16 protein-coding genes and 1 riboswitch are annotated in these 19776 nt (G+C 65.2%); of the genes, 12 read left to right on the forward strand and 4 right to left on the reverse strand.

From position 1 onward, the window contains the following. Window positions 1-45 precede the first annotated feature (45 nt). From ACQCVD_RS11830 to ACQCVD_RS11880, 11 genes are all read left to right on the forward strand, one after another. Window positions 46-936: a c-type cytochrome gene (locus ACQCVD_RS11830; protein WP_426823967.1), complete on the forward strand. Its 891-nt coding sequence runs from the start codon at window positions 46-48 to the stop codon at window positions 934-936. Next, window positions 933-2153: a ubiquinol-cytochrome c reductase iron-sulfur subunit gene (locus ACQCVD_RS11835; RefSeq protein WP_426823968.1), complete on the forward strand. Its 1221-nt coding sequence runs from the start codon at window positions 933-935 to the stop codon at window positions 2151-2153. Before ACQCVD_RS11830 ends, ACQCVD_RS11835 begins: the two co-directional genes overlap by 4 nt. Next, window positions 2153-3781 carry a cytochrome b gene (locus tag ACQCVD_RS11840; RefSeq protein ID WP_426823969.1) on the forward strand — a complete coding sequence of 543 codons (1629 nt, stop codon included), beginning with the start codon at window positions 2153-2155 and terminating at the stop codon, window positions 3779-3781. The genes ACQCVD_RS11835 and ACQCVD_RS11840 overlap by 1 nt, the downstream gene beginning before the upstream one ends. A 1310-nt stretch (window positions 3782-5091) precedes the next feature. After that, window positions 5092-5269, forward strand: a riboswitch (cyclic di-AMP (ydaO/yuaA leader). 11 nt (window positions 5270-5280) lie between these two features. Further along, the gene (locus tag ACQCVD_RS11845) at window positions 5281-5949 is read left to right on the forward strand and encodes a C40 family peptidase (RefSeq protein ID WP_426823970.1); all 669 of its coding nucleotides are present in this window, start codon (window positions 5281-5283) and stop codon (window positions 5947-5949) included. Between the two features lie 203 nt (window positions 5950-6152). Next, entirely contained in the window at window positions 6153-7277 is a 1125-nt protein-coding gene (locus ACQCVD_RS11850; protein ID WP_426823971.1) for a glycosyltransferase family 4 protein, read from the forward strand. A gap of 93 nt (window positions 7278-7370) precedes the next feature. Then, a complete protein-coding gene (locus tag ACQCVD_RS11855) occupies window positions 7371-8336 on the forward strand; it encodes an ROK family protein (protein WP_426823972.1) in 966 nt (321 codons plus the stop codon). Window positions 8337-8391: 55 nt separating this feature from the next. Next, a complete protein-coding gene (locus ACQCVD_RS11860; RefSeq protein ID WP_426823973.1) occupies window positions 8392-9126 on the forward strand; it encodes a lysophospholipid acyltransferase family protein in 735 nt (244 codons plus the stop codon). Window positions 9127-9772: 646 nt separating this feature from the next. Next, window positions 9773-10984, forward strand: coding sequence for an acyltransferase family protein (locus ACQCVD_RS11865; RefSeq protein WP_426823974.1), 1212 nt, complete (start codon window positions 9773-9775; stop codon window positions 10982-10984). Window positions 10985-11052: 68 nt separating this feature from the next. Continuing rightward, a complete protein-coding gene (locus ACQCVD_RS11870; RefSeq protein WP_426823975.1) occupies window positions 11053-11283 on the forward strand; it encodes a hypothetical protein in 231 nt (76 codons plus the stop codon). Window positions 11284-11355: 72 nt separating this feature from the next. Beyond that, on the forward strand, window positions 11356-11865 hold the full coding sequence (locus tag ACQCVD_RS11875; protein ID WP_426823976.1) for a polyadenylate-specific 3'-exoribonuclease AS: 510 nt from the start codon (window positions 11356-11358) through the stop codon (window positions 11863-11865). Between the two features lie 70 nt (window positions 11866-11935). Next, complete coding sequence (locus ACQCVD_RS11880) at window positions 11936-13324, forward strand: class II 3-deoxy-7-phosphoheptulonate synthase (protein ID WP_426823977.1); 1389 nt, start codon at window positions 11936-11938, stop codon at window positions 13322-13324. 93 nt (window positions 13325-13417) lie between these two features. Here ACQCVD_RS11880 and ACQCVD_RS11885 read toward each other — a convergent pair whose 3' ends face one another. Continuing rightward, window positions 13418-15715 carry a PASTA domain-containing protein gene (locus tag ACQCVD_RS11885; RefSeq protein WP_426823978.1) on the reverse strand — a complete coding sequence of 766 codons (2298 nt, stop codon included), beginning with the start codon at window positions 15713-15715 and terminating at the stop codon, window positions 13418-13420. Window positions 15716-15845: 130 nt separating this feature from the next. On the opposite strand from ACQCVD_RS11885, the gene ACQCVD_RS11890 reads away from it, so the two are divergent. Then, window positions 15846-16223 (forward strand): Rv2175c family DNA-binding protein, encoded by a 378-nt coding sequence (locus ACQCVD_RS11890; RefSeq protein ID WP_426823979.1) that lies wholly within the window; start codon window positions 15846-15848, stop codon window positions 16221-16223. 28 nt (window positions 16224-16251) lie between these two features. Here ACQCVD_RS11890 and ACQCVD_RS11895 read toward each other — a convergent pair whose 3' ends face one another. From ACQCVD_RS11895 to ACQCVD_RS11905, 3 genes are all read right to left on the reverse strand, one after another. Further along, window positions 16252-17781, reverse strand: coding sequence for an alpha-(1->6)-mannopyranosyltransferase A (locus ACQCVD_RS11895; RefSeq protein WP_426823980.1), 1530 nt, complete (start codon window positions 17779-17781; stop codon window positions 16252-16254). 23 nt (window positions 17782-17804) lie between these two features. Beyond that, on the reverse strand, window positions 17805-18905 hold the full coding sequence (locus ACQCVD_RS11900; protein ID WP_426823981.1) for a polyprenyl synthetase family protein: 1101 nt from the start codon (window positions 18903-18905) through the stop codon (window positions 17805-17807). Window positions 18906-19055: 150 nt separating this feature from the next. Beyond that, on the reverse strand, window positions 19056-19673 hold the full coding sequence (locus tag ACQCVD_RS11905; RefSeq protein ID WP_426823982.1) for a GNAT family N-acetyltransferase: 618 nt from the start codon (window positions 19671-19673) through the stop codon (window positions 19056-19058). Between the last annotated feature and the right edge of the window lie 103 nt (window positions 19674-19776).

Genomic DNA, 19776 nt, shown 5'->3' on the forward strand with positions numbered 1-19776 from the left:
CCTACAGCCCTTCACTTTCCGCTCACGAGTTCTCTTAAAAGGAAAATGATGGAAACCAATCCTCACTCAACCGAGACGGCCGCAACTGCGGTGGCCTCGGGTAAGAAGGCCAAGACGCGACGCAAGGTCCGGCGAACTGCCGCCGGCGCTCTCGCGCTGACCTTTGGCCTCACCGGTGCCGGCGTTCTGGCCACCGCACTCACCCCGGATGCCCAGGTCGCCACCGCCCAGCGGGATGACCAGGCGCTGATCCAGGAGGGCAAGGACCTTTACGATGTCGCCTGCATCACGTGCCATGGCGCCAACCTCCAGGGCGTTGAAGACCGCGGTCCCTCCCTGGTCGGCGTCGGTGAAGGTGCCGTGTACTTCCAGGTGCACTCCGGCCGCATGCCGATGTACCAGAATGACGCCCAGGCAGAGCGCAAGACGCCCCGCTACACCGAGGCTCAGACCCTGGCACTGGCCGCCTATGTCGCTGCCAACGGTGGCGGCCCCGGCATCGTCTACAACGAGGACGGCACCATCGCCATGGAGTCCCTCCGCGGCTCCAGCTACAACGGTCAGATCGATCCCGCCGACGTTGCCCGCGGTTCTGACCTGTTCCGCCTGAACTGCGCGTCCTGCCACAACTTCACCGGTCGCGGTGGTGCTCTGTCCTCCGGTAAGTACGCTCCGGTCCTGGACCCGGCGAACGAGCAGGAGATCTACCAGGCCATGCTCACCGGCCCGCAGAACATGCCGAAGTTCTCCGACCGCCAGCTGACCGCTGACGAGAAAAAGGACATCATCGCCTACATCAAGTCCGCAGGCGAGAGCCCCAGTCCGAGTGGCTGGAGCCTCGGTGGACTCGGCCCGGTGACTGAGGGCATGTTCATGTGGATCGTCGGCATCGTTGTGCTGATCGCCGCTGCTATGTGGATTGGATCGCGTTCATGAGTAACGAAGTGAAGAAGGATTACACGGCTCAGGAGCTGCGCTCCATGAGCAACGAGGAGCTCGCCCGGCTGGGTACCGAGCTCGATGGCGTCACCATCGCCTACCGCAAGGAACGCTTCCCGATCGCCAACGATCCGGCGGAAAAGCGCGCCGCCCGCACCGTGGGCATCTGGCTCGCCATCTCCATCATCGCCGGTATCGGGTTCCTCGCCACCTACCTGTTCTGGCCGTGGGAGTACAAGGCCCACGGTGAGGAAGGCCTGTTCTGGTACACGTTGTACACCCCGATGCTCGGGTTGACCTCGGGTATCGCCATTGTGGCCCTGGCTTTTGCGGTCGTGATCTACATCAAGAAGATCCTGCCCGAGGAAATCGCCGTCCAGCGTCGTCATGACGGACCCTCCGAAGAAGTGGACCGACGTACCCTCGTCGCTCTGCTGAATGATTCCTGGAAGACCTCCACCCTGGGTCGCCGCAAGATGCTCCAGGGCCTGCTCGGAGTATCCGGCCTGTTCGCCGGTCTGGCCATCGTCGCCCCACTGGGTGGCATGATCAAGAACCCGTGGCGTGCCGGTGAACTCGGCATCCAGGGCGACGGTACCTTGTGGACTTCCGGCTGGACGCTCCAGAACAACGGCGTCAAGCTCTACCTGGCCCGTGACACTGGTGCGATCGCCGAGTCCCACACCACGGAAACCGGCTCACACTGGAGCACCGTCGGCCTGTCCCGCCTGGTGCGCGTGCGCCCGGAGGATCTTTACGCCGGCGGCATGGAAACCGTTTTCCCGCTGCCCGTCGAGGATGTCAATGACGGCGACCTCTACGACGCTGAGCGCGATGTCTACGAGAACCACATGCACTCGATCCACGGCCCCCGAAACGCGGTCATGCTGATCCGCCTGCGTTCCGAGGATGCCGCTCGTGCCATCGAGCGCGAAGGTCAGGAAGACTTCCACTACGGCGACTACTACGCCTACTCGAAGATCTGCACCCACATCGGTTGCCCGACTTCGCTGTACGAGCAGCAGACCAACCGTATCCTCTGCCCGTGTCACCAGTCGCAGTTCGACGCACTGCAGTACGGCAAGCCGATCTTCGGCCCGGCCGCCCGTGCGCTGCCGCAGCTGCCGATCACCGTTGACGAAGAGGGCTACCTCATCGCCGCAGGCAACTTCGTTGAGAGCCTCGGCCCGGCATTCTGGGAGCGTAAGTCTTAATGAGTAATAAAGCCGCCCAAATGGGCAATAACATTGACAGCCGTTTCACGGTCTCAGGTCTGCTGCGCCCGCAGATCAACAAGGTCTTCCCGACGCACTGGTCGTTCATGCTCGGTGAGATCGCGCTCTACAGCTTCATCATCCTGATTCTGACGGGCGTGTACCTGGCGCTGTTCTTCGACCCGTCAATCACCAAGGTCATCTATGACGGTGCCTACCTTCCGCTCAACGGCGTGGAAATGTCGCGGGCCTATGAGACCGCGCTGAACATCTCCTTCGAGGTGCGCGGTGGTCTCTTCGTCCGGCAGATGCACCACTGGGCCGCCCTGATGTTCATGGTCGCGATGGCCGTGCACATGGCCCGCATCTTCTTCACCGGTGCCTTCCGCCGCCCCCGCGAGGCGAACTGGATCATCGGCTGTGTCCTGATTCTCCTGGGCATGGTCGAGGGCTTCATGGGTTACTCCCTGCCGGATGAGCTGCTGTCCGGCACCGGTCTGCGCATCATGTCCGCCATCATCGTGGGCCTGCCGATCATCGGCACCTGGATGCACTGGCTGATCTTCGGCGGAGACTTCCCGTCCGAGATTATGCTGGACCGTTTCTATATCGCCCACGTCCTTATTCTCCCGGGCATTATCCTGGCTCTGATCGCTGCTCACCTGATGCTCGTCTGGTACCAGAAGCACACCCAGTTCCCGGGTGCCGGGCGGACAGAGAACAACGTGGTGGGTATCAGAATTCTGCCGCTCTTCGGTGTCAAGGCAGTGGCAATGGGCTTGTTCGTCGCTGGCGCACTGGCTCTGATGTCCGGTCTCACGACCATCAACGCCATCTGGAACGTCGGCCCCTACAACCCCTCGCAGGTTTCGTCCGGTTCGCAGCCTGACTGGTACATGCTGTGGACTGATGGCCTCGCCCGTGTCATGCCGGCATGGGAGCTCTACCTGGGCAACTACACGATCCCCGGCGCCTTCTGGGTCATGCTGGCGGCGATGATCATGGTCGTCCTACTCGTGGCCTACCCGTTCATCGAGAAGAAGATCACCGGCGACGACGCGCACCACAACCTGCTGCAGCGTCCGCGCGACGTTCCGGTTCGCGCCGGACTCGGCGCCATGGCCATCGTCTTCTTCTTCCTGGTTTCGCTGTCTGGTGGTAACGACTTGTTCGCCCACTACTTCCAGATCTCGCTGAACGCCATGACCTGGATCGGTCGCATCGGTCTCATCATTCTGCCTCCGATCGCGTACTTCATGACCTACCGCATCTGCATCGGTCTGCAGCGTTCTGACCGTGAGGTGCTGGAGCACGGAATCGAGACCGGCGTCATCAAGCAGCTGCCGAACGGTGCGTTCATTGAGGTCCACCAGCCGCTCGGCCCGGTGGACGAGGACGGACACCCGATCCCGCTCGAGTACGCCGGTGCCATTGTTCCGAAGCAGATGAACCAGCTCGGTTACGCCGGTTCCCCGGGGCGGGGCAGCTTCCTCAGCCCCGATGACCGGGACATCGCCGAGCGCGCTGCGGACATCGAGCACGATAACCACCGCGAGGAGGCACAGACCCTCCAGCAGATCCAGGACGTGCAGCGCGAAAAGGACCGTCGCGACGGTCTGATCGATTAGTCTCAGCACGACCCGCACAACTGCGTCTCCGACCGGGGCCCGGCACCATGTGGTGCCGGGCCCCGGTCGTTCTATCCTCGCCTGTCGGGGCCGCAGACGCCGCGTACGTTCCGGCACAGGGCACGTTGCAGCTTGGAGACGGCTACTGTCCGGGATGTGCCCAGGTTTCCAGCGGTGGCCGCTGGGGCCGGTTTCATCTCCTCCCGAGTCCAACTTCAGCAGTGCCGACAGCCAGGATCCCTGGAGCGGTCGTCAGCCTTGAGCGGCTGCGGCGGCCAGGGTGGCCCTGTCCGGTGGTTTCTTCCGGGGACGACCGGATCCGACGGCGGTGGCCTGCCTGATCCACTGTGCCTACCGGTACTTCTAACGGGAGTCTGGCCGGGATGTACAGGGCGACAGGTGTGACGCTCTTCCTGCACTGGGCGGCAAGCTATGAGAGGGGAGAGGTGTACGAGGAGGCGGGGCACCGGTACGCCAAGGTACCGGGCATCGCCGATTCACCGTGCGGGGACACGACGACGCTGCGGCAGAGTCTCCGGGCCAGGTGTCTCCAGAGCCGCAGCGGGACCTCACCTGATCCTCAGGACCGCCCGTCACGTAGCTTCCCGCCAGACAGGGATCCGGCCGGAGAGATCTGGTTTAGGTGCCGGGTGTGACTGGGCGGGGTGGCCCAGGAAGGCTGGATCGCCATCTTTTGGCTCTCCAGCTACACGTCCACAACTCAGGTGTCCCGGCCGCAGCTTCATGACCAATTGACGGCCTGGAACCCGAGGCGGCGCTCAGATCTCTGTCACAGGGCGGGAGCTGCCCGCAGGGCGATTACCGGAATCCACAGGGGAGGACGAAGGATTCACTCCATATATTCCCGAGGGGCAGGGTGATGAGAGTGTGATGCAGGCGGTCCCTAACCAGCCCACCGCGTAGGCGCAATGTGTCGTGGTGACGTTCAGGGGATGAGTGGGGACAGAGGGAAAACTGGGGCTGCTGGGTTCGAATCGTGAGGATAATCACACCTACCGATTCGGGCACGAACGGACACTTCGGCAGGTGATCGGAATGGCTTCCGAATATTCCCATTCTGCCGACGATGGTGCAGGTAGTGATGGTTTCGTGACCTTGGTGGTTTCGCGGCGCCACAGCGTCGGTAGAGGCGTTGAACGTTGTGCAATTTTTGGTAACGCTTCAATAACGACGGTCCGAGGGGGCATGGAGTGGACATCCTTCGTTGTTGTTTCGTAACCTGATCGAGACATTGCGGCACCGAGGGCGGGACTTTCCAGCCCCGACCCCGGCGCCCGCGTGATCTGACCGAAAATTACATGCCGAATCCCTGCTCCGTTTTCCATAGGCGGAGCTTGGAACCGGGGAACCACCCGAGAATCTGGGGTTAGTTCACCAGGAGAGCGCACGACACGTCCGCGGAATGGTGGAGGGGAGCTTCCGTTTCCCAACCCGACAGCTAACCCGGTAGGCAAACAGGAAGAATTTGGAGTTAATTCGTGGGTAAGCACCGCCGCCAGAACCTCACCACCATCCGCCGTGTCGCGACAGCCTCGGCACTCGCCGTCGGCGCCTCCACTCTGGCCGTCGCTCCGGCCAATGCCGTCGAGCTGCCGGCCACCGCCGCCGGTTCGAGCCAGATGGACATTGAGGGACTGCAGAAGCAGGGTGTTGCAGCACTGCAGAACCTTCCGGGCATCGAGAGTGTCCCGGGCGCTCAGGAGTTCATCGCGCAGCAGGCCGCCAACACCAACTACGGCAACCCCGCCCCAGCTGCTGCCCCGGCCGCCCAGACGGCCGTGGCGGAGGCCGCCCCGGCCTCGAACACCGGCCAGGCCATCGTCGACGCCGCGCGCTCGAAGATCGGTTCCCCCTACGGCTGGGGTGCCACCGGCCCGAGCTCCTTCGACTGCTCCGGCCTGACCTCCTGGGCCTACCAGCAGGTCGGCAAGGCCATCCCGCGCACCTCCCAGGCCCAGGCGGCCCAGGGCACCCAGGTCTCCCAGAGCGAGATGCAGCCCGGTGACATCATCGCCTACTACGGCGGTGCCTCCCACGTGGCGATCTACGCCGGTAACGGCATGATGATCGATGCCCTGAACTCCGGGTCCACCGTCACCGAGCGTCCGGTCAACTACATGCCGATTCATTCGGTCTTCCGCTTCTAAGCGTTAGCGGACAGAGCGTCGCTCCGTGAACTGGAGCGCAACGACACCACCTCGCAGGGCATCGTGCACCTGCGGGGTGGTTTTTCGCGGGAGCTTTCCGAGCTCCTCTGTTGTGCCGCTGTAGCGTTCAGCCAGCGTTGCCGCGCCCTGCTACCGGATGGCGGCCCCCGGGCCCGGTCACCGCCCTACTAGGCTGGTGGTCCATGGGCCGAACACTTCTGGTGACCAATGATTTCCCGCCGACCATCGGTGGCATCCAGTCATATCTGCGCGATTTCCTCCGGACGTTGAATCCTGAAGACGTGGTGGTCTTCGCTTCTACCCAGGACCAGGCGGCGGCCAGAGACCATGATCGTGGTCTTCCGTTCCGCGTGCACCGCTGGCCACACAGGATCATGCTGCCTACTCCTGCCACCGCCGAAGCCATGGCGAACATCATCGTTGCGGAAAAGATCGACACGGTCTGGTTCGGGGCCGCCGCACCCTTGGCTCTGATGGCCCGACGGGCCCGGAAGGCAGGTGCTTCGAGGATCGTCGCCACCACTCACGGACACGAAGTCGGCTGGTCGATGCTGCCCTTCGCGCGGCAGGTGCTCCGGCGCATCGGTGACGCCAGTGACGTGGTCACCTACATTTCCGATTACACTCTCGGGCGTTTCCGCTCGGCGTTCGGCCCTCACCCCGAGTTTCGCCACTTGCCCTCGGGTGTGGATACGGGGGTCTTCATTCCTGCCGGTGCCGAGGAAAGGGCAGTCACCCGCCATGCTGAGGGGTGGGGGAAGGCACCGGTGATCACCTGCATTTCCCGCCTGGTCCCCCGGAAGGGGCAGGATCAGTTGATCCGGGCCATGCCGGCAGTGCTCAAGGAACACCCGGAGGCGTTGCTGGTCATCGTCGGCGATGGTCCGTACCGCCGTGCCCTGGAAAAGCTGGCGGCTCCGGTGGGACGGGCAGTCCGGTTCACTGGCAAGGTCGACCATGACCGCATGGTTTCCCTGCTGGCCGCCAGCGATATTTTCGCCATGCCGGCTCGCACCCGCGGGGGTGGCCTCGACGTCGAGGGGCTCGGCATCGTCTATCTGGAGGCGCAGTCCTGCGGCCTGCCGGTGATCGCCGGTGATTCCGGCGGTGCTCCGGAGACGGTGGTGCCGGATTGTGGTGTCGTGGTCAGCGGGCGCGATGGAGCGGGTCTGGTTGCCGCGCTCAGCCGGTTGCTCGCCGACCCGGAGCTTCGCGCCCGGTGGGGGAGCAGGGGACGTCGGCACGTGGAAGAATGCTGGACCTGGGAGATCATGGGGGCCCGGTTGCGGCAGATTCTGGCTGGATGAGGAGTGCGTTGTCACTTGCTCCGTGTCCATCGCTATACTTTTAGGGTATTCTTTCCCGTTTTCCCGACACCCTGCACAGATTGAGGCGGCCGTATGTCCCTGTTCCCGACCGCGCACACGGTTGGATTCGACATCGGCGGCACCAACCTCCGGGCCGGAGTGGTGACCGAGACCGGTCAGATCGTGGATGCCCGTTCCATCCCCACCCCCCGGACGATCACCGAGCTGGAACTGGGCATCGCCCGGCTGGTGGCGGATCTGCGCACAGACCATCACATCGAAGCGGTCGGACTGTCCGTCGCCGGATTTCTGGATCCGGCAGGTGAGATTGTTCGGTTCGCACCGCACCTGCCATGGCGCGATGCGCCCGTGCGGCGGATTCTCAGTGGACTGCTGGAACTTCCGGTGCGGCTGGAACACGACGCCAACTCCGCCGCTTGGGGGGAGTACCGGTTCGGCGCAGCCCGCGGCGCCGACAACTGGGTGCTGCTGGCCATCGGCACCGGAATCGGGGCCGCTTTGATGACGGGCGGGGAAATCTATCGGGGCGCCTTTGGAACTGCTCCCGAATTCGGCCATCTGCCGGTGGTCCCCAACGGGCGGCCCTGCCCGTGCGGCAAGCGCGGCTGCCTGGAACGCTACTGCTCCGGCACCGCCCTGGTGACCACCACCGCGGAACTTTTTGCCTCGCGGCGGTGGCCGGACACCCCGCTGACGGCACGGTTGGCCAGTCACGCTGCGGGCATCAGCGGACAACAGATCTTCGACGCCGCCCGCTCCGGCGATGAGTTGGCGCGTGCTGCCCTGGACTCGTTCACCCACTGGCTCGGCGAAGCCCTGGCGATCGCCTCAGATGTGCTGGACCCCGAGCTGATCGTCATCGGTGGGGGAGTCTCCCGGGATTCCGGCGATTTCCTCCCGGAGGCATCCCGGCGGCACGCCGACCGTGTCGTCGGTGCCGGTCACCGGCCGCTCGCCCGCGTCGGTACCGCTGAGCTGGGCGGGGACGCAGGTATGATTGGCGTGGCCGATCTGGCCCGGCAGATGGTCACCAGCTGACCATCTCCCAGCCCTGAGCTTTCCTCTCCCATTTCCGTGATTCAAAGGACATGACATGCAGAACAAGTGGTACTCGATCTTCAAACACGTCCTGATCGGTCCGTTTCTGCGGGTCTGGAACCGACCGGAGATCGAGGGGCTGGAGAATATTCCCGCTGACGGCCCGGTAATCATGGCCTCCTCCCACCAGTCCGTCATGGACTCCTTCTATTTTCCGCTGATGTGCCCCCGCCAGATGGTCTTCCCCGCCAAGCAGGAGTACTTCACCGGCAGTGGTGTGGTCGGGGCGGTGCAGCGCTGGTTCTTCCACGCCGTCAACCAGGTACCGATCGACCGGGAGGCCGCAGACGCCGGTCAGTCGATGTTGCACGCCGCCCGGAAGGTGCTGGGAAAGGGCGGGATGTTCGGAATCTACCCGGAGGGGACGCGTTCTCCCGATGGTCGGGTCTACCGCGGCCGCACCGGAGCCGCCCGGGTGGCGTTGGCCACCGGTGAGCCGATTCTGCCGGTCGGCATGATCGGGTCGCGCAAGGCCAACCCCATCGGTACCTGGCTCCTGCGTCCCGTGAAGGTCCGGATGAAGGTCGGCGAATTGATCGATCCGATCGCTTACGTGCGTTCCCAGGGAATGGAACCCACTGACCGGGAGGCACCGCGAGCCCTCACCGACCATCTCATGGGGGTGCTGGCGGACCTGGTGGGAGCACCTTATGTCGATGTCTATGCCTCCGAGGTCAAGAAATCCCTGGCAGCCGGTCACGGCTATCCGGCCGGCGCGGAACTTGACTGACCCCGCAGCACCTGGCGGGCGCGAATGGCTTGTTCGCGGGATCACCGTGGCCTCGGCGGACACGGCGGGTGACGCATGTGATCTGGGATCTCGTGACTACCGGTTCTGCGGCTCCTGGCCGTGGTGATAACCGTGGCTCTGGTGAGGCGTGTGGAAACGTCGCAGCCGCCCAACCTGGTTTCTCCCGGAGATCTTCCTGGTGGCGGCCCTGCCTGGCTCACCCTTCCGGTGACGGAAAGCTTGGCGACCTTCTGACTCAACGTATTCTGGCTGCTCATCGTCCCGGCCACCCTCAGCGAGGAGTGGCTTGACCGCTGACTGAGGCCTCCCGGTCAGTTCCACCGGAGGACAGTGGGGAATGACTCGCCCGGTGGGAGGGTTGTGGGAGAGGAACGGGGTGCCGGGCAACCTGATAGTCGTTGATCAGAAGCCACGGCGGGAATCGCCCGCAGGGAAGATGTCGATGCGGCAGGGAAGCTCTCCGGGGACCAGCCCAACGCCGGGACCTGAGGCTGCGGACGATAAAAGAAAATTGACACAGCCCCTAAGATGAGAATGTACGCTTTTAAGATGTCCTCAGTTTTTGGGGTGCCGGATCCGTTGGAACGAGTAGTGCAGTGGGCCGGATGAAGTACTAAGGAGTCCCATGCCCGCAGGCACCGACACCGCATCGCAACGGCTGGCCTGGCCGGACGTGGCCAAGGGTGTCTCCATCATCGGCGTCGTGCTGCTGCATGTGTGTCTGGCCGTGCCCCAGGGTATGGACACCCTGGCCGCTGGGATCAACCACATCCTGGATCCGCTGCGGATGCCGCTGTTTTTTCTGGTGAGTGGTTTCTTCTCGCTCAAGCTGCTGCGGTATTCCTTCCTGGACCTGCTGACCAAACGACTGTGGTTCTTCCTGGTGCCGTACACGATCTGGGTACCCGTTGAACTGTGGTTCAAGTTCCGCGAGTACAACATGTTCCACGACACCCCGATGCCCGATCCCGCGGTCTACCTCATGCACCTGATCGAGGCGCGGAACATGGCCTGGTTCCTCTATGCGCTCGCGCTGTTCAGCTTCATCCTGTGGGCCACCCGCAAGCTGCCCACTTGGGCCGGGATCGCTGTGGCCTTCACCCCGCTGCTCCTGCTGCCCTGGGCCGGTGACCAACACATGATCGGCAAGGCCGTGATGTACCTTCCGGTATTCATCCTCGGCGCCCGGCTCCGTTCCTTCATCGACGCGTTTTCCCGTAACGCGCTGCAGCCTCGGCAGGTGGTCGTGGGCGCCGGGCTCTATGTCGCGGGATTCGGGATGCAGGCTATTTTTCTGCTGGCTCCGAGCGGAACCGTGGAGCAGGCGATGCAGCTGTTGGGGCCGCTGGTCTCTCCGCAGGACCTGCAGCTGGTGGTCAACATGAGTGTGCATCTGTTGATGCTGCCGGCCGCGATCATCGGGGCGGTGCTGTTGGCCAAGGTCCCGGTCGTCTCCGGGGTGCTGCAGTCACTCGGCCGCAACACCCTGCCGATCTACCTCGGCCACCCGATTGCGTTGACGGTGCTCTACCACTACAACGTGCGTGCGGACGAGTGGAACATCGAGATCGGCGCGGACAACTTCTGGTCCCGCACCTCTACCTGGCTGGTGGTGACGCTGCTGATCTCCGCTGTCGGTGGCCTGCTGTTCTTCTACCTCATGAAAGTGCCGGTGCTGAAGTGGACACTGGCTCCGCCGCGCATCGACCGCCTGCTCTCCCGGGTGCAATTCGCCGCCAATCAGGGCACGCGCCGAACCACGGGCGGGCACCGGGAAGCTGTGGCACCGAACGAGTCGGCACAGCCGGAGCTTCCCAGGACCTCCGGGCGTCGATGAGCGGGTTGTGGCGGGGGAGTAGAGTCAGGAGTTACTGCACCAACCACCAGTAGGGGGACCTTAAAGCCATGGACCGGCGGACACTGACCAAACTCCTGATCGTCGTCGGGCTGGTGTTGGGCTATGTTCTGATCGCGGCGTTCGATTTTCACCGGGAAGCGATCGCGCCGATCATCGTGCTCGCCGTCGCCGCTGTTCTGTTCATTCCTTTCGGTCGCCGCACCTCGGCACCGGGGCGGCGGGGTCCCGTCGCGCACGCGGGTAACCCCTCGCGTTCGGACAACGGCCAGGGGGACTAGGCTTAAGCGGGGCAGGACCTCGGCGCAGCCTGCGTCGACCGGTCGGGGAAGCGGGAAGGACGAGACGCCGGCGTGCGTTATTTCTACGACACCGAGTTCATTGAGGACGGCAACACCATCGATCTGGTGTCCATCGGGATTGTCGCCGAGGACGGCCGGGAATACTACGCGGTTTCCACTGACTTCGACGCCACCAAGGCCAACCAGTTCGTCCGCGAGAACGTGCTCTCGCAGTTGCCGAACCCCGGTGACCAGGCCTGGAAGAGCAAGGAGACCATCCGCCGGGAAGTGCTGGCGTTTCTCACCAGCAGTAAGGGGCGGCCAGAGCTCTGGGCCTGGGTCGGCGCTTATGACCATGTGGTGCTCGCCCAGCTCTACGGCGACATGACCGGGCTCCCGAAGCAGTTGCCGCGCTTCACCCGTGAGCTCAAGCAGTACTGGGAGATGGCGGGACGCCCGCCGCTCCCCGCGGCTCCTGCCGGGGTCCATGACGCGCTCGTCGACGCCCGTTTCAACCTCGCCAAATTCAAGGTCTGCATGACTGCCATGCCGCTGAAACGAAGCCGCAGCCCCAGGCGGTGACACGCCCGCCGGGTGTGACTCCGGCTACGCCCGTCTGGGCAGTGCGCTCACCTCATGCTTTAATGACACTGTGAGTTGGACAGTAGACATTCCCAAAGAAGTGCTCCCTGACCTGCCGCCGTTGCCCGAGGGCATCCGCGAGGTCTGGGACGACGTCCGTTCCCGACAGGCGCTCCAGCAGCCCACCTGGGACCGAGCCCAGGCGGACAATGTCCGCCGGATCCTGGAGTCGGTGCCGCCGGTGGTCGTGGCCCCCGAGGTCTATGAGCTGAAGCAGCAGCTCGCCGACGTCGCGAACGGCAAGGCGTTCCTGCTCCAGGGCGGGGACTGCGCCGAAACCTTTGAGTCCAACACGGAACCGCACATCCGCGCCAACATCAAGACCCTGCTGCAGATGGCCGTGGTGCTGACCTACGGTGCCTCCACGCCGGTGGTCAAGCTCGCCCGGATCGCGGGCCAGTACGCGAAGCCCCGTTCGGCCGACCGCGATGAGAACGGTCTGCTGAACTACCGCGGGGACATCGTCAACGGCGTCGAGCCGACCGAGGAGTCCCGCCGCCATGACCCGGCCCGGATGATCCGCGCCTACGCCAACGCCTCGGCCGCCATGAACCTGGTGCGCGCCTTGACCGCCTCGGGGACCGCGGACCTGTACCGCATCACCGAGTGGAACCGGCAGTTCGTGGCCAAGTCCCCGGCCGGTGCCCGCTACGAGGCCCTGTCCAAGGAGATCGAGCGCGGCCTGGACTTCATGAAGGCCTGCCGGGTCCACGACGACTCCCTGCGTGCCGCCAACGTCTACTGCTCCCACGAGGCGCTGCTGGTCGACTATGAGCGCGCCATGCTGCGTCTGGCCAAGGACGAGAACGACGAGACGAAGATCTACGATCTCTCCGCCCACCAGCTGTGGATCGGGGAGCGTACCCGTGGCCTGGATGACTTCCACGTCAACTTCGCCGCCATGGTCGCGAACCCCGTGGGCATCAAGATCGGTCCCACGATCACTCCGGACGAGGCGGTGGCCTACGCCGCCAAGCTCGACCCGAACCGTGAGCCCGGCCGGCTGACCTTCATTTCCCGCATGGGCTACGGGAAGGTCCGCGACGTTCTGCCGGGCGTGGTCAGTGCAGTGGAGGAGGCCGGTCACAAGGTTGTCTGGCAGTGCGACCCGATGCACGGCAACACCTACACCGCATCCAACGGCTACAAGACCCGTCACTTCGACAAGATCATCGATGAGGTCCAGGGCTTCTTCGAGGTCCACCGGGCGCTGGGCACCCACCCCGGCGGTCTGCACATCGAACTGACCGGTGAAGATGTCACCGAGTGCCTGGGCGGCGCCGAGGACATCACCGACGTCGACCTGCCGGGACGCTACGAGTCCGCGGTGGATCCGCGGCTGAACACCCAGCAGTCCCTCGAGCTGGCCTTCCTGGTCGCAGAGATGCTCCGGAACTAGTTTCCCACCCGACACCCCGCCCGGCGGCCAACGCGGTCACCGGACGGGGTGTCGTGCTGCGGGGGCAGCAGTGGGAGGGTCGACGGCCCAGCTTCAGCCGATCGCCCGGAGGGTGACCGTCGCCCCGGGAGAGACGTCTTCCCCGGATTTCGGGGATTGGCGGTAGACACGGGCGTCGGCATCATCATCCGTCTTCACCTTCAGACCCGCGTCCTCCAGAGCATCCCGCGCGTCGGCCACCTTCTTGCCGGTGACCCTGGGAACCTCGACCTTACCGGGCAGCACCAGGCTCACGACGGGGTTGGCGGGATCGACGAGTTCCCCCACGCCGGGGGAGACCGCGACGACCTCATCGGCGGAGTCAGTCACCTCCCCGCTGTCCCGGCTGGCGTCGCTGACACTGAAACCAGCCTCCTGCAGCTTCTTCTCCGCCGCCTGCCGGCTGAGCCCCTCAACATCGGGTACCTGCAGTGCATTGGAGATCTGGAGGGTGATGGGTGTGCCGCGGGAGACGGACTCACCGGACGCCGGTTGCGTGCCGATGGCATCGCCCTTGTCGGTGTCCCCGTCAAAGACCTCGACGACCTCACTGACGCCGAGCCCCGCCTGCTCCAGCTCATCCCGGGCCTCCGCGCCGCTCAGTCCCGAGACGTCGGGGATGCTGACCGGGGCGGCGCCGCGACTCAGGTGCACCGTGACGGTGGTGTCGGTGGGGACCGTCGTCCCAGGGGACGGGTCGGTGCTCACGACTCCTCCCTCGGCAACGGTGTCGGAGTACTTCGGATCGCCGGTGGTCACCGCCAGGTCACGTTCCGCGAGCAGCTCCCGCAGAGTGTCCAGGCTCCGGTTCTGCGGGATGCCCGGGACCACCGGTTGTCCACGGGAGACCAGCATGGTCACCGCATCACCCCGGACGATCCGGTCGCCCGGGGCGGGATCAGTACCGACGATCTGGGACTCCGGAATCTCATCGCTGTAGACCTCGCGGGTATTGGCGGGAAAACCCGCCTCCTCCAGAGCACTGACCGCCGCTGCCTGCTCCATCCCGAGCACCTGGGGAATCTCGCCGTAGCGGCCCGATCCGAACCACCAGCCACCCACGGCAATCGCCGCCACCAGTACGGCCACCACCACCAGCCAGGCGATCAGCTTGCCCCGGGAGCGGTTGCTCACGGGTTTCGGCCCCGGATTCTCATCCTCGGCGTCGATGCCCTCTGCCTCGGTATCGTCCGGCGCCGTGGCCGGTACCGCGGCGCCGGGCTGCACCGACGGCTCAACCGGGTCGACGATCGGGTAGACGGAGGTCTCCTGGGCGCCGGGTGTCACCGGCGGCAGGATCGACGTCTCCGCATGTCCGCCGGGAGACTCGGGCTCGATCACCTCGGTGGCACTCCCGCCGTCGTCGATCACCTCTGTCTGCTCCCCGGTGTCATCCGCGCCGGCGGTGTCGATGATTCCGGTGGGCGCCAAAGGGCCCACGATGCCGCTGGTGTCCGTCGGGACGGCGGCGGCACGGTGAGCGGCTGCATTGCGGGGGACCGGCACCTTGAAGGCCGGTAGCTGGAGGTCGGCGGCGACGTCATCGAGGGCGGCGAGGAACTCCGCGGCATCGGTGAAACGATCCTCGGGGCTGCGCGCCGTGGCGGTGCCCACGAGCTCATCAAAGAGCTGAGGGACACCTTCGATCCGCGAACTGGGTGCCGGCACGTTGTGGTCCAGGCGTTGGAAGGCGTGGGCGAGATCTGTATCCCCGGCGAAGGGGGTGGAACCGGTCAGCAGTTCGAACAGCAGGATACCGGCGGAATAGACGTCACTGGGCGCGCCGATTTCGGCGCCTTCGACCTGCTCGGGCGACAGGTAGGCCACGGTGCCCACGATCTGATCCGTCCCGGAGGCCCCACGGGAGGCGGCACGCACCAGGCCGAAATCGGCCAGTTTCACCTGGCGGTCATCGTTGATCAGGACATTATCGGGCTTGATGTCACGGTGGACCATCCCGGCTGCGTGTGCCACCGACAGCCCCGTCAGCAGGCTCCGCAGCACTGCGGTGGCGGCATGCGGTGGCATGGGACCACGCTCCGCCAGCAGTTCCCGCAGGGTGCCGCCACGGATCAGTTCCATCACCAGGTAGAGATGCTCGCCGTCGGAGCCGAAATCGTAGACGTTGACCAGGTTCGGATGGGAGAGCTGGGCCATTGCCCGGGCCTCGCGGCGGAAACGCTGCCGGAACACGGAGTCCTTGACATAGCGTTCCTCCATGACCTTGGCGGCCACGGCGCGCCCCAGCCGCAGATCCACGCAGCGGTAGACCGTCGACATGCCGCCCCGGGCGATCGGGTGATCGATCCGGTAGCGGCTTTCGAGGACGTCTCCCACCTGAAGTTGAACCATGATCTCAAGTATGACGGATCGACCCGCTCAAGTGTTAGCGGCGGGCGAGGTGCCCGAACTCCGGAGACCGCAGTGCGCTTTCGGGGAGGAGATGTCCCACCGGCGGGACTGGAGGGGTTATCTTGGAGGTGTGAAACTGCAGCCTGTATCCCATGAAGTACTGCCCGCCGATGAGCCGCTGCTCAATCTCCCGGAGGTCGCTGAGCGCCTCGATGTCCCGGTCACCCGGGTCCATGACCTACTCAGTGAGGGGAAGCTCCTGGCGGTCGTGCGTGACGGAGTCCGTTATGTCCCCGCGGCGCTCTTCGGCGAGAAGTCCGGTCGCGCGGGCCTGAACAAGTTCGTCACCGGTGCCATCACCCTGTTGGCTGACGGCGGCTATGACGCAGAGGAGATCCTGCGGTACCTCTTCACCGAGGATGAGAGCCTGCCGGGCCGTCCCGTTGACGCCCTCCAGGGCCAGCTGGCCCGCGAGGTGCTGCGGCGGGCGCAGGCGATGGCCATCTGACGCTGACCGGCCTGTCCGGGTGTCCTGCTCAGGCTGTGCCCGCCATCCGGCGTCCGGGCTGCTCCGTGGGGGTGTACCGGGCGCCGCTTTCGCGTTCGGTCTCGGCGAAGACGAAGGCGGTCAGCAACCAGGCCGCGAGGGTCAGGACGATCATCAGCGGGAAATTGTAGAGCTGGTGATTACCGCTGCCGGAGAAGGACAGGCCCACCACCATTGACGCCCCGGCGGCGAGCTTGAGCAGCCACAGCGGAGGACGGTAGGTGCCCACCAGGCTGATCACGCTGGCGTAATACCATGGCAGCGTGACCGAGTTGAAGACGAACGCCACAGAATAGGCCGCGGTCACCCCCATGACCGCGCGCCGGTCATTCTGACGGAACAACCACCAGGTGATGATCAGCCCGACCACCATCGCGACCATGAATATGGTCCGCAGTACGGCCAGGGCCGTGTTATAGCTGAAATCCTCGTCGAAGATCCGGAAGTAGGGGCTGATGAGTCCGGCCAACAGGGAGGGGGCGGCCAGCGGATTGATCACCTTGGAGTTGCCGGAGATCTCCGAGAGCCAACCCCAGGATGAGCCCGACAGCCACGTCACGGCCGCCACGACGGCGAGAGTCTCGAGCGCCCCGACCGCGCCAGAGATCAGGAACGCCCAGAAACGCCGGACACGGTGGGCGGCCACCCCGAAGCTGCCGCCGAAGTGGTTGACGGCGAGCCAGACCACGAAGGGCAGGGCGATGGCGGCGGTGGCCTTCAGGGACACCGCCACCGCGATCAGCGCCACGCCGGCCAGGAACCGGTTGCGCAGCGCCAGCAGCAACCCCACGCTGACCAGTCCGACCATGAGCGATTCGTTGTGCATCCCGCCGACCAGGTGGAGCACCATGACCGGGTTGGCCACACCCAACCACAGGGCGGTCGCGGGATTGCCGCCGAGGCGCATGGCGATCCGCGGCACCGCCCAGATGACCGCCGCGAAACCTGCCACCGAGATGAGCTTGTAGAGGATCACGCCCACGGTGACGTTGTCACCGACAACCCGAGTGACCCATTCCCCGATCCACAGGTGCAACGGACCGTAGGGCGTGGTGGTGTTGCGCCAGTCGTGCGAGACCTCCAGCAGCATCGGCCCCGGGTTGACGGCCGCACCCTGGACATAGGGGTCGAAGCCGTCACGGACCATCGCGCCCTGCATGAGATAGGAGTAGACGTCACGGGACAGCATGGGGGCCGCGAACAGCAGCGGGATGAGCCACAGCCAGAGCGTACGGCGTACCGTGTGCAGGGGCCCGGCGGCAGAGATGAAGCGTTGTCCGAACACCGACTGCCGTCCCAGCAGTGCCCAGGCGACCACGAGCAGCACCATGCCGATGAAAAACACGGTGTTCGACAGCCCCGCCCCGTGGCCGTAGGAGAGAAAATCCAGCCCGAGTGCCTCCAGGACGCCGCCGCGATTGCGGATGGCACCGCCGCCGAAGGAACCGAGGGTGAGCAGGATCGCGCCGAGCAGACCGACATGACTGGCCCGGGGCAGGGATTGTGCGGTGATGGTCATGGGGTGACGGAGACTTCCAATTCCTAGCTACGGCGTTCAGTGGAGCGGATGGCGAGGGTGCGCAACGTGGCAGCGACCTCCGCGGGAACGTCCGCGGCCGCCAGGTGGGAAAGGCCGGACTCGGTGAGGGCGGTGATCTGCTCCTCAATCTCATCGACCACCCCGGTGGAGCGGACCACGTCGGCCAGTTCCGCGATCTCGGCCGGGGAGGCTACCCGGCCCACTCCCGACCGCAACTTGGCCGCGGCGGTGGGGTCCGTGGCGTCCGCGCGCGTGAGGGCCCGTGCCAGCATGACGGTGCGCTTTCCCTCCCGCAGGTCATCGCCGGCTGGCTTGCCGGTGACCGAAGGATCGCCGAATACCCCGAGGAGATCGTCGCGGAGCTGGAAGGCCACGCCGATATCACGACCGTAACCCCGGAAAGCCTCGATCAGCTCGGGATCGGCTCCGGCGATGGCCGCACCCAGATGCAGGGGGCGCTCAATGGTGTACGCCGCCGTCTTGAACCGGTTCACGGCCTCCGCCAGCTGCACCTGCTCGTCCGCAGCGGCCTCCAGGCTGATGTCCAACAGCTGGCCGCCGATCACCTCGGTGCGCATGGCCCGCCAGGGTTCCCGCGCCCGCCCGAGTGCCGCCGCACTCAGACCTGCGTCCTGTAGCATGTCCTCTGCCCAGATCAGGGCCAGGTCTCCGGCCAGAATGGCCACGGACTCGCCGAAGTGGGCGGCTGAGCCGGTCCAGGCCCGGTCGGAGTGCCGCTTCTCGACGGCGCGGTGCACGGTGGGATTGCCGCGGCGGGTATCGGAAGAATCGATGATGTCATCGTGGATCAGGGCACAGGCCTGGATCAACTCCAGGGAACTGACCGCGCGGAGCACGACCGAGGGATCCTCAGTGCCGTTCTCCAGTCCGCCGGCCCCCACGAAACCAGCCCACGCATACAGCGGCCGGACGCGTTTGCCACCGCCCAGCACGAAATCCTGCAGGTGCGTCACGGCGCTGGCGACCGGCGAACCGATCCGGTCGATTTCCGGTTGCCGGGAAGTGAAGTACGCGGCAAGCATCTCGCGCGCCGCATCCGGAATCTGATCGATCGACAGCGTGCGCGGATCTGCAGTGGACAACGGGGAGACCTCCGGGTTGGGGTGGCGCCGAGCACTGCGGGCAGCCGTTGCGTCACGGCACGAAACTTCAGTGGTCGGCCCGGGAAAGGGGTGTTGCCGTTCCACGATACCCAGCCGTGCCCGTGGCGTGGCGCTACGGTCTCGCCCGAGCTACCTGTCCGCGCCTTCCTCCGGGGCGGGCTGCGGTTCCGGGCGTCGTTCTCCGGTGTCGGACAGGAGAGGCAGCCGGGCCGCCAGCACGGCGAACGGACGTTGGTCCCCGGTGAAGTGAAAGTTGCGGAGGACGTCCTGGAACCCGAGAGAGCGGTACAGCCCGAAAGCCAGATTCTCCTCACCGGGCACCTCCGGGGTGGACAACACCGCGTTCCCAGCCGGCGCGGCGCGCAGTAGTTCGGTGATCATGCGGCGGCCGATGCCGCCACCCTGGTGGCCCGGCCGCACGTGGATCTCGGCAACCTCGAAATAATTCCGCAGGAGATCGTACTCTGCCTCCGTGGGGCCCCCACGGAGACTGAAGCCCCGATGCAGCTGGAGGTGCCACCAGTGGTCGGGGGAGCCGAGGAAACCATAGGCGATTCCCCGGATGTCACCGCCCTCCAGGGCGCATACGGCGGTGAACCCGGGCTGATAGATCTCCCGGCGCCAGGCGCTGACCCGTGAAGAGCGGATGTTCGGGTCGTAGCCCATCGCCTCAATGTACAGATCGACGAAATCGGGAGCATTCACCGAGAACTCGGTGCCTTGCAGGCGGCGGATTGACACAGTCACGTCCCTATGGAACCACGAACCGGCTGCCCGGTGGGGCAACTGGGTGGAAATGCCCGGATAATCCGGCGTGACCCTTGTGCTGACCTGGAAACATGCCTAAAAT

The organism is Corynebacterium halotolerans, from assembly GCF_050107895.1.
Lineage (GTDB): Bacteria > Actinomycetota > Actinomycetes > Mycobacteriales > Mycobacteriaceae > Corynebacterium > Corynebacterium halotolerans_B.